12 protein-coding genes are annotated in these 15,764 nt (G+C 46.4%); 9 read left to right on the top strand and 3 right to left on the bottom strand.

Features of this window, described 5'->3' with window-relative positions:
* The first annotated feature begins 89 nt into the window (after positions 1 to 89).
* Positions 90 to 530, top strand: a complete 441-nt coding sequence (locus HMPREF9446_RS06440) for a DUF4377 domain-containing protein (RefSeq protein ID WP_009124669.1) — start codon at positions 90 to 92, stop codon at positions 528 to 530.
* Positions 531 to 540: 10 nt separating this feature from the next.
* Entirely contained in the window at positions 541 to 927 is a 387-nt protein-coding gene (locus HMPREF9446_RS06435) for a DUF4377 domain-containing protein (protein WP_157243320.1), read from the top strand.
* A gap of 9 nt (positions 928 to 936) precedes the next feature.
* On the opposite strand, the gene HMPREF9446_RS06430 is transcribed toward HMPREF9446_RS06435, so the two are convergent.
* Entirely contained in the window at positions 937 to 1,617 is a 681-nt protein-coding gene (locus HMPREF9446_RS06430; protein ID WP_009124667.1) for a tetratricopeptide repeat protein, read from the bottom strand.
* Between the two features lie 174 nt (positions 1,618 to 1,791).
* Here HMPREF9446_RS06430 and HMPREF9446_RS06425 point away from each other — a divergent pair, with 174 nt between their 5' ends.
* Positions 1,792 to 3,102, top strand: coding sequence for an MATE family efflux transporter (locus tag HMPREF9446_RS06425; RefSeq protein ID WP_039968697.1), 1,311 nt, complete (start codon positions 1,792 to 1,794; stop codon positions 3,100 to 3,102).
* A gap of 142 nt (positions 3,103 to 3,244) precedes the next feature.
* Here HMPREF9446_RS06425 and HMPREF9446_RS06420 read toward each other — a convergent pair whose 3' ends face one another.
* Complete coding sequence (locus tag HMPREF9446_RS06420; RefSeq protein WP_009124665.1) at positions 3,245 to 5,215, bottom strand: RagB/SusD family nutrient uptake outer membrane protein; 1,971 nt, start codon at positions 5,213 to 5,215, stop codon at positions 3,245 to 3,247.
* A gap of 15 nt (positions 5,216 to 5,230) precedes the next feature.
* Positions 5,231 to 8,422 (bottom strand): SusC/RagA family TonB-linked outer membrane protein, encoded by a 3,192-nt coding sequence (locus tag HMPREF9446_RS06415; RefSeq protein ID WP_009124664.1) that lies wholly within the window; start codon positions 8,420 to 8,422, stop codon positions 5,231 to 5,233.
* Positions 8,423 to 8,964: 542 nt separating this feature from the next.
* Here HMPREF9446_RS06415 and HMPREF9446_RS06410 point away from each other — a divergent pair.
* From HMPREF9446_RS06410 to HMPREF9446_RS06385, 6 genes are all read left to right on the top strand, one after another.
* The gene (locus HMPREF9446_RS06410) at positions 8,965 to 9,552 is read left to right on the top strand and encodes a helix-turn-helix domain-containing protein (protein ID WP_009124663.1); all 588 of its coding nucleotides are present in this window, start codon (positions 8,965 to 8,967) and stop codon (positions 9,550 to 9,552) included.
* 118 nt (positions 9,553 to 9,670) lie between these two features.
* The gene (locus tag HMPREF9446_RS06405; RefSeq protein ID WP_009124662.1) at positions 9,671 to 11,902 is read left to right on the top strand and encodes a heavy metal translocating P-type ATPase; all 2,232 of its coding nucleotides are present in this window, start codon (positions 9,671 to 9,673) and stop codon (positions 11,900 to 11,902) included.
* A gap of 265 nt (positions 11,903 to 12,167) precedes the next feature.
* Positions 12,168 to 12,878, top strand: coding sequence for a UMP kinase (gene pyrH / locus HMPREF9446_RS06400; protein WP_009124660.1), 711 nt, complete (start codon positions 12,168 to 12,170; stop codon positions 12,876 to 12,878).
* A 99-nt stretch (positions 12,879 to 12,977) separates the two neighbouring features.
* Complete coding sequence (gene frr / locus HMPREF9446_RS06395; protein WP_009124659.1) at positions 12,978 to 13,538, top strand: ribosome recycling factor; 561 nt, start codon at positions 12,978 to 12,980, stop codon at positions 13,536 to 13,538.
* Positions 13,539 to 13,642: 104 nt separating this feature from the next.
* On the top strand, positions 13,643 to 14,575 hold the full coding sequence (rsgA, locus tag HMPREF9446_RS06390; RefSeq protein ID WP_009124658.1) for a ribosome small subunit-dependent GTPase A: 933 nt from the start codon (positions 13,643 to 13,645) through the stop codon (positions 14,573 to 14,575).
* A gap of 103 nt (positions 14,576 to 14,678) precedes the next feature.
* The gene (locus HMPREF9446_RS06385; RefSeq protein WP_009124657.1) at positions 14,679 to 15,761 is read left to right on the top strand and encodes an efflux RND transporter periplasmic adaptor subunit; all 1,083 of its coding nucleotides are present in this window, start codon (positions 14,679 to 14,681) and stop codon (positions 15,759 to 15,761) included.
* Positions 15,762 to 15,764 lie beyond the last annotated feature (3 nt).

The following is a 15,764-nucleotide window of genomic DNA, read 5'->3' as shown; positions in this document are numbered from 1 at the left end:
CATTCACATATTCCTGCACATAAAAAAACGGTGTGCACATATATAAAGAGACAAAAAACTTTGATTAAAGCTATTTTTTCATTAAATTTATGGCAATAAACCTAAAATCGGCTTACCGTATTAATTTAAAACAACAAGCGTATGAAAAAAATCATCTATTTATTGCTAATGGTGCTCATGCTTCCTTTGGGGGATGCAGCGATGACGAAAACGAAGCCTACGAAGGAACTTACCAACTTACCGTAGCTTCCGAGAAAAGAATGGTGCTGGTTTATCCACCAACCGGAGGGAAGGATAAAGTGCTGAAATCTTGCTTGATGACCAAGTGCAAGGAGATTTTTGATATTGATTACTGGTATCCGTTTATACACCCAATACTGGGATTCGAGTATGAAGAAGGATATGAATATGTAATTAATGTAAAACATTATCTTGACGGAAACGGCTTTTATTACGAATTGTCCAAAATCATTTCCAAGACAAAGACCGATTCAACAGGATTACCGGAAAATGAAACAACAGATAACTAACTCCACTACTATGAAGAAACTTTTATATTTACTACTGATAATGCTCATGCTTCCTTTGGGAGGATGCGGCGATGACGAGAAAGAAAACTATGGAGGAACCTACCGGATGATTGTAGCCTCCGAGAAAAGAATCGTACCTGTATATGATAATGTGGGCAATCTGGTTCTGAAATCTTGCTGCATGATTAAAAGCAAAGAGTACTTCAACTATGACAATTGGTATCCGCTGACAGAAGCCATCATAGGTTTCGACTATGAAGAAGGATATGAATATGTAATCGAAGTTAACTGGTATGCCGACAAGGAAGTGATGGACGGCGGTTCGTATACGGAACTTTCCAAAATCATTGCCAAAACCAAAAAGACTTCGACCGGATTGCCGGAGAATGAAAAGTAAACATGCGTTTCACTTCATTCCCGCTTCCAGCGTCTTTATCTTTTCCAGCGTCTTTCCCGCTTCCGTGGAAGGGAACTGCCGGAGTACCCGTTGCAGGTAGGTTTTCGCTTTAGTATAGTTGTTGGTGAATATGTCCGTAAGCCCATTGCGGTAACGGGCATATTGCATCCTTGTGGGAGAGGCAATCTTCTTATAATCCTCTTCAATCTTCTTCTTTTCCTTTTCGGCCTGCAGGTAGTAATAGTTCCCTAAAAAGATATTCGCCTGCAGATTGTCGGCATCCAGCAACAAGACCTTCTCATACGTCTTTACCGCATCCTTTTCCTCTCCCCGCATCATTTCCGCCTCGGCACAGGCCACAAGGGCGGGAACATCCTCCGGATATCTCTGCAGAAACTCTTTATAGAAAAGATAAGCCTTATCATAATTCCTCGATTCCTTGTAACGGGCAGCCAATGTCTGTGCCAACCGGGGAGCCACCTCACTGCTTTTATCCACACGCGTCCAATAAAACATCTCCGCCCGCTCTATTCCCACATCCGCAGTCTGGCGAAACAAACTCACAGCATAGTCATCCTTACCCATAGAAAGCGCCTCCGAAACCTTCTGAAGCAGTTCATTGGCCGACTGTGCCCAAAGCACCGCCGGAGTCATCAGAAACAAAGTAAAAAACAAAGCCAAGGTTTTCATTTTCAAAGTATAATTAGTAAAACAGCTTCCTGCGTCTCCCGTAAGAATCCACCTACAAATTTACGGATTTCCGCAACGATTATCAACCTGCGCAAGCCGAAATTTAGTTAATCTTTTCCTCCTTTTCACCTTTTTTCTGTGTAACTTTGCCAACCTCATCAAATGAATGTTACAATGAGTCCAAGAGACAGACAAATACTGCAAATAGCGCTGCCTTCCATCGTGTCCAATATAACCGTTCCTTTACTCGGACTAATTGACGTAGCCATCGTGGGGCACTTAGGTTCTCCGGCCTATATCGGAGCAATAGCCGTGGGCGGCATGTTGTTCAATATCATCTACTGGATCTTCGGTTTCCTGCGTATGGGCACCAGCGGAATGACTTCACAAGCATTCGGGAAACGGGACTTGCCGGAAGTGACGCGCCTGTTGTTGCGTGCCGTGGGCATCGGGATGACGGTGGCATGCGGCCTCATCATTTTGCAAGTGCCTATACGCCAGGCAGCGTTTACGTTGATTCATCCCACAGAAGAGGTCAAGGAACTGGCCACACTCTATTTCCATATCTGCATCTGGGGAGCGCCTGCCATGCTGGGACTGTACGGGCTATCCGGCTGGTACATCGGCATGCAGAACTCACGCATCCCCATGTATATAGCCATCACACAAAACATAGTGAATATCATTGCCAGCCTCTGCCTGGTTTACCTATGTGGCATGAAAGTGGAAGGAGTTGCCTTAGGAACACTGATCGCACAATATGCAGGGCTGTTCATGGGCGCCGTGCTATGGTACCACCCATACGGAAGGCTCCGGAAATATATAGTCTGGCGAGGCGTATTGCAGAAAGAGGCGATGGTACGCTTCTTCCAAGTCAACCGGGATATATTCCTGCGCACACTTTGCCTCGTGGCGGTGACCCTGTTTTTCACTTCCGCCGGAGCCTCACAAGGTGAAATCATACTGGCGGTAAACACCCTGCTGATGCAGCTCTTCACCTTATTCTCGTACGTAATGGACGGATTTGCCTATGCCGGAGAAGCGCTGAGCGGGCGATACATAGGCGCCCGTAACCGGGAAGCGTTCACAGACACCGTCCGGCACCTGTTTGCCTGGGGAGGAATCATGGCCGTTCTCTTTACGCTGGGCTATGCCTTGGGCGGGAATGCCTTCCTCCAATTGCTGACTGACGACACGAACGTGACAGCCGCCGCCGATACTTATTTCTACTGGGCACTTGCCATACCCGTAACCGGAATCGCCGCCTTCATCTGGGACGGCGTTTTCATCGGCGCCACAGCCACGCGTGCCATGCTTCTGTCCATGGCAGCTGCCGCCGTCAGTTTCTTTGCCTTGTACTATGGATTTCGTTCTTTCCTGGGAAACCACGCACTGTGGCTTGCCTTCCTCGCCTACCTTTTCATAAGGGGAGCCATGCAGACAGGGCTCAGCCGGAACGTCGTGGAAAAAGCATTCGGCCGCTAACCGGATTCAGCCTGCCAGACGTCAGTTCTTCCTCCATACACAAAAATCAGCGGACTTCATAAATCACGAAAGAAGAGGGCGCTACATCACGTCTCGCCACTCTTCTTCCTCTTCTAATCAAAAAAACAAATCAAAACTCTTTCTATTCCCAGCCCGGGTTTTGAGTCAGGTTAGGATTAAGCGCAATTTCTTCCAGCGGAACCTGATAGAGATAATATTTTTCAAGCCAGCCTTTTCCTTCTTTCAACGGATCGTTGAACAGATAGATATAGCCTTCGGTCATCGATCCGTTTACTCCATCAGATGTCCCGGTCGTTTCGTTAAGCAACGTCAAGGTACCAAGCTCACTCTTCGAGATCCACATGCCTTTCTGCTGCATATTCACAAACCAAGGAGCCATTCTCCAACGGCGCACATCGTAGAAACCGAATCCTTCTCCCATCAGTTCAATAATACGTTCACGACGAATCTCCCACAATATCGGGTCAACAAGGATTCCATTATCATTTCCCTTCGGATAATATTTTCCACGGTTCGGGTCAAAATCAGCATCAATCTGCGCCACTACCATATCGGCCACGCCGGCACGTTTACGCAATTTATTGATTGTCTCACCCGCAACCGTCTGCGTGAACTGGTTAGTCTCACACATAGCCTCAGCATAATTCAGCAGAATCTCTTCAATTTTAAAGACAGGTTTATCGGCTGTGTTCATCCGGGCAGCGTTATAATTCTCTTCCCAGTTATCCCAGTTTTTCCATACATAATAGCCCGAACGGCAGGCAACATAAGCATGCGGTCCATATTTCTTTCCTTCGATGGTGTACTGTGCGCCTCCCTGCAAGTTCGGCACACGGCGTACCAGTGAAGCGCTCCAGTTCTGTCCCGGCAAACGCTTCATGCCGATACCCGGATTGCTGCACGACTCATTCGCTCCCATGAGGTCGATATACTCACGGTCGGCGGGATCACTGGTATAAGACCAAGTAGTATAATCCCCCTTGCCGTCTTTCACTCTGTAAGGAGGCATGATGGTGTGATACATGCGCGGGTCACGGTTACGGAATGTTGAATAGATATCCTTGTCTCCCTGGTACAGGTCTGAGTGGGAAATCGTCTTTCCGTCTTTGCACAAATACAAGTCAACCGTTCCCTGATGCATCTCTATGTCATGCGAGGAAGTATGTTCATAATAGCACGCGTGCCCCGGTTTGATTGTTTCCAGCCATTGATGGTATAAAATAATCCCCTGCACCTTGCTCAAGTCTTCCGATGTCCACATTTCACCATATCCGGCCGCCGGCTGTCCGTCCGTTCCATAAAACAATGTCGGATAGTCCGCTATCAGCAGCTTGGAAACACGGATACATTCCGTGAAATATTTATCATAACTTCCCATTTCATGGTATTTACGCCAAGTAGCCTCACGCAATGTGAAACGTGAGAGAGCCGCACGCACACAGTCGCGGTTGATGGTATTCGAACCGTCCTTCTTATTATAAACCGCTGCGTCACCGATATTCTCTTCCGCCCACAACAAACGTTCCAATACCTTGTCGGCTACTTCGAAGCGAGGCATCCGGGCAGCGTAAGCCTCTTCCGAGGTTTCGTCCAGCGGCTTATCAATCCAAGGCACATCACCAAAACGGTCGATAAGTTCCATATACCAGAATGAATGGAAGAAATATCCGACAGCTTTCCAGTGGTTCTTTTCAGCCTCCGTCATATCAGAAGCATCCACATGCGAGAGCATCAGATTGACACGGCGGATAAAGCTGGAAAAGTCCCATCCATTACCGGAAGTGGCATTGGTCACCGTTTGAAACGCGTATTTATTCTGGCTGCTGGCTCCGCGCTGGTTCAGAAATCCGGCATACACATCCCCCAGATAATGGGAACTGCGACCTACATCAGTAATAGAAGTGGCAATGGTCGTATTGGAGAACATTCCATAACATGGCCACATGAAAGCCTTAAAATTGTCATAGGACCTGAAAGCATTTTCCTGCGTCAAGCTGGTCACAGGATACTTTTCCAGAAAACTATCGTTGCATCCCGACAGCAACATCCCCGTAAGAAGGGTTAAAAACAATAATATCTTTTTCATATTCATGTATCAGATTAGAGTTTATAATGTAACATTTATACCGAATGAAACCGTGCGGAATGCCGGATAGTTCCATTCTATTCTTTCCGGGTCGATTCCCGAAGGCAAAGAGGTGAAAGTAGCCGCGTTTTCAATGCTGACGAACATCTTCATTTGTGAAAGCAAAGTCTGCGACAAGCACTTTTTAGGCAGAGTATAAGACAGGGTAATGTTTTTGATACGGAGATAAGAAGCGTCAGACAGATATCCGTCACTTACACGAAGGTTTGAACCGGAATTGCCACGGTTGCCATACAGGCGGGGATACTTGGCATCCGGGTTGACTGCGGTCCAGTCACCGTTATCCGGATCTTTCGGTCTCCAATAGTCACTCAACCCTTCGAACAAAGGAACAAAGGTATCACCGTTCATCGGGAAAGTCAGAACGTTCGAAATCCAGTAATCACGTTTTCCGGTTCCCTGCAACATTACGTTAAGGTCGAAACCTGCATAGTTGACTCCCAAATTAATGCCGTACTGGTAACGCGGGGTCGTATTGCCAATCACCTTGCGGTCACCCGGGTTATCGAACGTGTTGTCACCGCTTGTAATGACATTGGTGGTGCTTTCATCATCACGGAGGTTCTTGAATTTCACATCACCCGGACGCACGTTATAACCGTTAATCGAGGTCACGCCTTCTTTCAATTTCCAAGATGAAGTATCTTCAAAATCATCCACCGTATAGTAACCATCTGTTACATAGCCCCATATTTCCCCCATCACCTGTCCGGGATAGAAACTGCTTAGCAGCTTGGTGGCTGCGTTATCATCGTACTTGGTTATTTTTGACTTATAGTCAAAGAGATTAAAACCCAGACGGTATCCTACTTTACCGATCTGGTCGCGCCAGTTCAGACTCACTTCCCAACCTTGGGTACGCATGTCGGCCGTATTCTGGTAAGGAGCACTGGCACCTACCACAGCAGGCAACTGTACACCCGGGGCAAGCATGCCGCTAGTATTACGCTGGTACCATTCGAATACACCGTTCAGGCGGTTATTGAACAAGTTCACGTCCAGCCCTACATTGACCGTACCCACTTTTTCCCAGGTAAAATTCTGGCTTACCAATGCCGGCAACGAACTGATGGAAGTAACATACGTATTATCGACAATCCAAGAAGTGGACTTGTTATTGACACTCATGGTCGGAGTAAATGTATATGGATTCACATTCTGGTTACCGATCACACCATACGATGCACGGATTTTCAACCCGTCCAGCCAGTCATGCGTAGATTCCATAAAACTCTCCTGTGCAATCTGCCAGCCAGCCGACACTGAAGGGAAAAAGCCGAAACGGGAACTCTTCGGAAATTTAGAAGATCCGTCATAACGCCCGTTTACTTCCAGCAAATATTTGTCTTGATAGTTATAGTTGACTCTGAAGAAACCACCGCGTACGGCATATTCACTATATGAATCGGTAGTCTTGATAGTTCCGGTTCCGGACCCCATTGCAGGCACATCAATCACAGCTTGATTGTATGAGTAAGCGTCCAACGTTTCCTGATAACTTGATTCCTGGTTAAATCCGGCCATTACCTTAAAATGATGGTGGCCAAAGTTCTTGCTATACGTAGCATATACGTTGATAGCATTATAATTCGTGTATTGCTTATATTTTCTCAGATAATCATCAACGAAAGACTTTGAGCTTCCTCCTTGAATGGTAGTGTAGTCATACTGTCCTGAGTACCAATGATAATCATAAATATTTTTATCGAATGTATATTCAAATACAGCTTCCAGTCCTTTAAGCGGTTTCAAGATGGATTTCAAGAAAATACGCGGGTTGTCATTATTGTTTTTTACCGGATTCGACAGTAGAATCTGGTTTCGCGGAGTAAACAAAGGGAGGTCTTCATCCGCCAAAGTATTGACCGATGCCGGCAGATTCCCTTCAGGATAGTATGAAATCAGACGGGTACTATATACTCCCCCCATTCCTCCGGGTGAAGTTTGCAAACTGTGGGCATAGCTCATTGTCACTTCCTGGGTAAACCAGTCTGTTACATCGGCCGAAATGAAGGTATTGATGTTCATACGTTCAAACTCATCACGGTCGGATATCAATACACCGTCATTCGAAGTATATCCTCCCGAAATACGATAACGGAGTTTGTCCGTACCTCCGGAAGCCGAAATATTATGAGTCATCTGGAAACTGGTTTCCATAAAGTTTTTAAAGAGATCCTTCTCGTTCAGATAATAAGGCACCCCGGATTCATCCATATAGATGCCATCGCCTACCGTCTTGAAAGCAGACGGATTTTTCTGATATTCACCGAGGTACTCCATCCATTTGCTGACACTTGGCGAACCGAGCGACCAATAGGCATCCGAATATCCGCAATCCAGATAAGCTTGCAGATAATCCATCAAAGGCGCCTGCTTAGGCAAGTTGACAGCTGTTCCGAAAGCGAAGTTGTTATTGTAATTCAATGAAAATTTAGAGCTTCCCTTGGGACGCTTGGTAGTGACTACAATTACACCACCGGCAGCACGTGCTCCATAGATAGCCGCAGAAGCAGCGTCCTTCAAAACACTGATGGATTCGATGTCTTCCGGATTCACCATATCAAGGTCACCTTCCACATTATCAATCAGCACCAGTGGCCTGATGGCATTGCCATACGAACCGTCCGAGTTCTTGACACCTACGGAATAGGCGCCACGAATCTGGAAAGACTTACTTGTTCCGGGAGCATTGCCTCCACTAGAGACCTGCAATCCCGGAACAGCTCCTTGAAGAGCGTCAGACACATTCAAAATAGGACGGTCACCCAGTATCTCGTCCATCTTGACCGAAGATACGGCACCGGTCAGATTCGCTTTCTTCTGAGAGCCATAGCCTACCACCACCACTTCTTCCAGCGTCCGGGTATCATCCATCAACACTACCTTGATTGAGTTCTGACCGGTTATCTTAATATTTTGTGTTATATATCCTATATACGAAATGCTGATTACGGCATTGTTCGAAACAGAAAGAGAGAATTTACCATTAATATCGGTAATAGTACCATTGGAAACATTATCCTTTTCTAAAACAGCAGCACCAATGACCGGCTCACCGGCAGCATCGGTTACAGTACCGATAATTTTCCTTACTTGCTGAACAACAGCAACAGACTGGTTCTCTGAAGTCGCTAAAGACGTAGCGAACACATGATTCGGAGAGAATAGACCGGCAGAAATACCAAGTCCTATCAGAACTTAAACATATATAGTTATTCTTTTTATGCAAAAATCACTTTTCAATCCATATTTTGAAAATATTTATTCTAATCATGATATTATTTTACGGTATTTTTAATATAAACACTTGCGTTTATGAAAAATATAATTAACTTTGCCTCCGAAAGTTAAACCTAATACAGGTAGGAAAGTAGAGCTATGAAATAGCAAAGAAACGTAGTATAAAAAAAATAATCTCACACAGGCTCTGTCTTGCTACCCAAAACCTATTAAATTTTAATACTTATGAGAAAATGTTCTCCAATTTCCCCTAACTCCTTTCGGAAAGTCCTGATAGGACTTAGCTTGACAAACCGACCGTAGCAACGTATGACAGCGGCAATATCCTTGTATCTGCCCAATAGAAATATAACATGTAAATTTCATTCTACTCCCGGTTTTCGCTATCTTTGTGCAATGGAAAAGTTCTTTTCCATATTCAAAACATCCTCTCACCCTTAAGAATCAGATATATGACAAAGATTATATCGGCACCCGAGAATACCCTGCATATCAAGAATATGGTCTGCAAGCGCTGCATCATGGTTGTAAAAGAGCAGCTTGAACGGTTGGACCTGCATCCCGTCTCGGTAGAACTGGGCATAGCCGTACTGCCCGATAAGGTCACGGATGAAACTTGCCTTGCTGTAAAAGCAGCACTTGAACCTCTCGGCTTCGAACTGATGGACGACAAAAAGCTACAAGTGGTTGAACAGGTAAAAGATGCCATCATCGAACTGGTACATTACAGTGACAGCAGCTTGAAGGTCAACCTGTCCGACTATCTGGCCGGAAAATTCAACCGGGACTACAGCGTCCTAAGCAAGCTTTTCTCGGAAATCACTCATACCACCATCGAAAAATACCTGATCGCCCAGAAGATAGAGCGTGCCAAGGAATTGCTGGTTTACGGCGAACTCTCCCTGAATGAGATTGCCGACAAGCTGAACTATTCAAGTGCGGCCTATCTCAGTGCCCAGTTCAAGCGTATCACCGGATTGACGCCCGGTTACTTCAAAAAGCTAAAAGAAAACAAGCGCAAACCGCTCGATGAAGTATAAGTGTACCGGACGGGTGACTAAAACATAATCTTATAAATTAAATCCCAAATTCCATAATCACCGTAAAACTTCCCCGCCTTATCTTTGTTTCCGAATAAAAGATCTAGTTTTACACACGATGGAAAATAAGAATATCACTCAAGAAAGTTTTCCCATACTGGGCATGAGCTGTGCTTCCTGCGCAGCGCGGGTAGATAAGGCGCTGAATCACCAACCGGGTGTCAGCAAGGCCGCCGTGAACTATGCATCGGGCATGGCAACAGTGGAATACGATCCCTCACAATGTTCTCCCGAGGCCTTGAAACAAGCAGTGCAGGCTGCAGGATACGACCTGTTGATTCAACAAGGCCGGAATACGCTTGAAGAAGCCGAACAAGCGCACGACAAAAAATATCGCGCGCTCAAATTCCGCACGACATGGGCCATCATCCTGTCCGTACCGATTGTCATCATCGGCATGTTCTTCATGGATATGCCATACGCCAACCTGATCATGTGGGCACTTTCCACCCCTATCATCTTTGGGTTGGGCAGGAGTTTCTTCGTCAGCGCCTGGAAACAACTGGAACATGGCAGTGCCAATATGGATACATTGGTAGCAAACAGTACCGGCATCGCTTATCTGTTCAGCCTGTTCAATATGCTCTTCCCGGAATTTTGGCTGTCAAGGGGCATCCATCCTCATGTCTATTTCGAAGCGGCCAGCGTCATTATAGCCTTTATCCTGTTAGGACGGCTTCTGGAAGAAAAGGCAAAAGGCAACACTTCGTCCGCCATCAAGAAGCTGATGGGACTGCAACCTAAAAACGTGACCGTCATCACTCCTACAGGTGAACAACAGGAAATATCCATCGAACAGATCCGACCCGGAGACCTTCTTTTAGTAAAGCCCGGTGAGCGCATCGCCGTAGATGGTAGCGTCACAGAAGGCGAATCATTTGTAGATGAAAGCATGCTGAGCGGTGAACCGATAGCCGTATCCAAGTACAAAGGCACCAAAGTATTTGCCGGTACCATCAATCAGCAAGGAAGTTTCCGATTCCGGGCCGAAAAAGTAGGAACCGATACGCTGCTGGCTAAAATCATACACATGGTACAAGATGCACAAGGCAGCAAAGCACCCGTGCAGCAGTTAGTTGACAAGATCGCAGGCATTTTCGTTCCCGTCATTATCGGTATCGCCATAGTATCTTTCATTGCGTGGATGCTGCTGGATGGAGAAAACGGCTTCACGCACGGCCTGCTGGCTTTAGTCACCGTATTAATCATCGCCTGCCCGTGCGCCCTGGGACTGGCAACTCCAACCGCCATCATGGTAGGAATAGGCAAAGGAGCCGAAAGAGGAATTCTGATAAAAGACGCGGAAAGCCTGGAAATTGCCAAGAAGATAGACACGGTTGTCCTGGACAAGACCGGCACTGTGACTGAAGGCAAACCGGCAGTCAGTGACTTAATATGGAATGACCGGACAGAAAGAGCAGAAAGCATTTTCTACAGCCTGGAGAAACTGTCGGAACATCCGCTTGCCGAAGCCATTGCAGGTTATTTCAAAGATGTCCGGTTTACGGAAATTGAACACTTTGACAGTATCACCGGAAAAGGCGTGAAGGGACAGGTGGAAGACAAGACCTACTATGCCGGCAACCGCAAGTTGTTGGAAGAAAACCGGATAAGTATCAGTCCAGCCCTGTCCGCTGAAGCCGCCCGCTTGACGGCGGAAGCACAAACCGTCATCTGGTTTGCCGACGACACCGCCGCTTTGGCAATAGCTGCCATCACAGACCGGATCAAGCCAACTTCCATACAGGCTGTGGCAGAGCTGCGCGCCGCCGGCATTGAAGTATATATGCTGACCGGAGACAACGAAGCTACCGCCGGAGAGATTGCCCGCCAGGCAGGAATCACGCATTATAAAGCCGGAGTGTTGCCACAGGACAAAGCCGCCTTTATCAGCCAACTGCAGAAAGAAGGCAAAAAGGTAGCTATGGCAGGCGACGGCATCAATGACAGCGCAGCCCTTGCCCAAGCAGACTTGAGCATTGCCATGGGAGGTGGAAGCGACATTGCCATGGATGTTGCCAAGATGACCATCATCTCTTCCGACCTGACAAAAATACCGGAAGCCCTCAAGTTGTCCCGACTGACCGTACGTACTATCCGCCAGAATCTCTTCTGGGCATTTATCTACAATCTGATCGGTGTGCCTATCGCCGCAGGTATTCTCTATCCCATCAACGGTTTTCTGCTGAATCCGATGATAGCCGGCGCGGCAATGGCATTCAGCAGCGTCAGCGTAGTGAGTAACAGCTTACGGCTGAAAAGAAAGAAAAACTTTGTTCGCAGCCTATGAATATCCGTTCGCAGGGCGTGAATATATATTCGCAGCTTGCGGATATCCGTTCGCAAGCTGTGAACAGAGTTTTCTCTTAACTCAATAAGCTTTTAGTCCTAACTCGGGAAGCTTTTTCTTCAGCTTACGTAAACTTTCCTAAAACATTTATCCCGCAAGACATACACATCCTGTGTCATCAAAAAATAACCGTCCTTCTCTTGGTATGCCTTCCGATTAATTTCTTTATCTTTGCCCGAAAAGAATCTATAACACCTTATATAATATGGCAACATACAAAAGAATCTTATTAAAACTCAGCGGCGAAAGCCTGATGGGAGAGAAGCAATACGGTATAGACGAAAAACGTCTGGCCGAATATGCAGCGCAGATCAAGGAAATCCATGAACTGGGAGTGCAAATAGGAATCGTGATTGGCGGCGGGAACATCTTCCGTGGGCTGAGCGGCGCCAACAAAGGCTTTGACCGTGTGAAAGGCGACCAGATGGGTATGCTGGCTACAGTCATCAACAGTCTTGCGCTCAGTTCCGCTTTGGTAGCCGCCGGAGTGAAGGCCCGCGTATTGACCGCAGTCCGCATGGAACCGATCGGGGAATTCTACAACAAATGGAAAGCCATTGAATGCATGGAAGCAGGCGAAGTAGTCATCATGTCCGCCGGAACAGGTAACCCGTTCTTTACGACTGATACAGGTTCCAGCCTGCGTGGCATTGAAATAGAAGCAGACGTCATGTTGAAAGGTACCCGGGTGGACGGTATCTATACCGCCGATCCCGAAAAGGACCCGACTGCCACGAAGTTCCACGACATCACTTATGACGAAGTGCTGAAACGCGGACTGAAAGTAATGGATCTCACCGCCACATGCATGTGCAAAGAAAACAACCTGCCCATTATCGTATTTGATATGGACACAGTAGGCAACTTGAAGAAAGTGATGCTAGGCGAAGAAATCGGCACATTGGTACACAATTAATACCGAGAAAGACAAGCGCGTTATTGCAGAAAATCAAAAAATGCGCTACTTTTGCTTTCAATTCAATTATAAATCAAAGCAATTCCAAAACAAAGAAATATGAAAGACGTAAAAGACATCTTAGACGAAGCGCAAGAGAAAATGGACATGGCCGTTATGTATCTCGAAGAAGCATTGGTCCATATCCGTGCCGGAAAAGCTGACGTCCGTTTATTGGATGGTATCCGTGTGGATTCTTATGGAAGCATGGTGCCCATCAATAATGTGGCAGCTGTCACTACTCCGGACGCACGCAGCATTGCCATCAAACCGTGGGACAAAAGCATGTTCCGCGTCATTGAAAAAGCAATCATCGACTCGCCTCTCGGAATCATGCCCGAAAATAATGGTGAGATTATCCGCATCGGCATCCCGCCGTTGACCGAAGAACGCCGTAAACAACTCGCCAAACAGTGTAAAGGTGAAGGAGAAACAGCCAAAGTCAGTGTGCGCAATGCACGCCGCGACGCAATTGATGCCCTGAAGAAATCCGTGAAGGATGGTCTGGCAGAAGATGCACAAAAAAGCGGTGAAGAGAAACTGCAGAAAATCCACGATAAGTATATCAAGCAAATCGATGATATGCTGGCTGCAAAGGACAAAGAAATTATGACCGTATAAATCAAATTGATAGTTAATAAGCGATAGTTGGCAGTTGACATGCGTAAAAACAATCACCTGCCAACTATCGCCTGTCAACCATCACCTATCAACCAATAATCACATTGAAAGGACTGGTAATAAAAAATACAGGAAGTTGGTATCTGGTAAAGACTGACGAAGGAAACTACGTTGAATGCAAAATCAAAGGTAATTTCCGGCTGAAAGGCATCCGGAGCACAAACCCGGTAGCCGTAGGCGATCATGTACAAATCATCATGAACCAGGAAGGCACTGCCTTTATCAGCGAAATAGAAGACCGGAAGAACTACATCATCCGCAGAGCATCCAATTTATCCAAACAATCGCATATCCTTGCCGCCAATCTTGATCAATGCATACTGGTGGTAACTGTAAACTTCCCCGAAACTTCCACAACGTTTATTGACCGTTTTCTTGCTTCCGCCGAAGCTTACCGAATCCCGGTAAAACTGATCTTCAACAAGGTAGATGCCTATAATAAAGAGGAACTTCATTATTTGGACGGACTGATCAATCTATATACCACAATCGGATACCCCTGCCTCAAAGTATCTGCCCTTCAAGGAGAAGGCATTGAAGCGGTAATAGAAGAACTAAAAGGAAAAACGACTCTTTTTTCCGGACATTCCGGTGTAGGAAAATCGACTCTCATCAATGCCATCTTACCGGATCTGGATATCAAGACCGGTGAAATATCCGCCTACCACAACAAAGGAATGCATACGACCACCTTCTCTGAAATGTTCCCCGTTTCGGGAAACGGCTATATCATTGACACACCGGGGATAAAAGGATTCGGGACTTTTGATATGGAGGAAGAAGAGATCGGACATTACTTCCCGGAAATATTCAAAACATCTGCCGACTGCCGTTACAGCAATTGCACCCATCGCAAGGAACCCGGATGCGCTGTACGCAAAGCCGTAGAGGAGCATTACATCAGCGAATCCCGCTACACGTCCTATCTGGGAATGTTGGAAGATAAAGAAGAAGGGAAATACCGCGCAGCTTATTAACCGTCCGGACTTTATCACTTTTTTTAACCTTTCCGATTTTAAACCTTTCTATTCTCCTTTTGTCCAAGACCTAAGGCTGAATTTATACTACTAATACTACAACATGAATAAAAAAGTGAAATGGGGCATCATCCTAGTCATTGGTGCCGGACTGATAGGGGGAGGCATATACTCCCGACTTCCCAAAGAGAATGAAGAGTTGGCGGCTGCCGACAAGGTGATGAGCAGGCAACGCGGTGGCAAGAAAATACTGAATGTAAACGCCAAAATCATAAAGCCGCAATTATTGAAAGATGAAATCCAAATCAGCGGCAGCCTGCTGCCGGATGAAGAGGTGGACCTCTCGTTCGAGACTTCAGGCAAAATCATCGAAATAAATTTTGAGGAAGGCAGCTTTGTCAAGAAAGGACAACTGCTGGCAAAAGTAAACGACCGCCCTTTACAAGCGCAACTTCAAAGACTGGTATCCCAATTGAAATTGGCAGAGGACCGTGTATTCCGCCAAAATGCGTTGCTGGAAAGAGATGCGGTCAGCAAGGAAGCGTACGAGCAGGTAAAGACTGACCTTGCCACCTTGAATGCCGACATAGAATTGATAAAAGCCAATATTCTGCAAACAGAACTGCGCGCACCGTTCGACGGTGTCATCGGTTTGCGCCAAGTCAGCGCCGGAACCTATGCGTCCCCCACTACCATCGTCGCCAAACTGACCAAGATATCTCCTTTAAAAGTTGAGTTCGCCGTCCCCGAACGATATGCCAACGATGTAAAAACCGGTGCAGGACTGGAGTTCACCCTTGAAGGGAAATTAAACACCTTCCATGCTACAGTCTATGCACGCGAATCCAAAATAGACCCTACTACCCATACACTGACCATCCGTGCGCTCTATCCCAATGCCAATGGAGCCGTACTGCCCGGACGCTACGCCAACATCAAGCTGAACAAAAACGAAATAAAAGACGCCATTGCAGTGCCATCCGAAGCAATAATACCGGAAATGGGCAAGGACAAGATTTTTCTTTATAAATCGGGTAAGGCAGAGCCGGTAGAGGTTACTACCGGTATCCGTACCGAAGCTGAAGTGCAAATACTTCAAGGCTTAAATATAGGAGATACAATCATCACTTCGGGAACTTTGCAACTCCGTACGGGATTGCCGATCACATTGGACGAGATTAATTAATAA

It is taken from the genome of Bacteroides fluxus YIT 12057 (assembly GCF_000195635.1).
GTDB lineage: Bacteria > Bacteroidota > Bacteroidia > Bacteroidales > Bacteroidaceae > Bacteroides > Bacteroides fluxus.
Note: the sequence above shows the minus strand (reverse complement) of the source record. Positions and strands in the feature narration are given on the sequence as shown.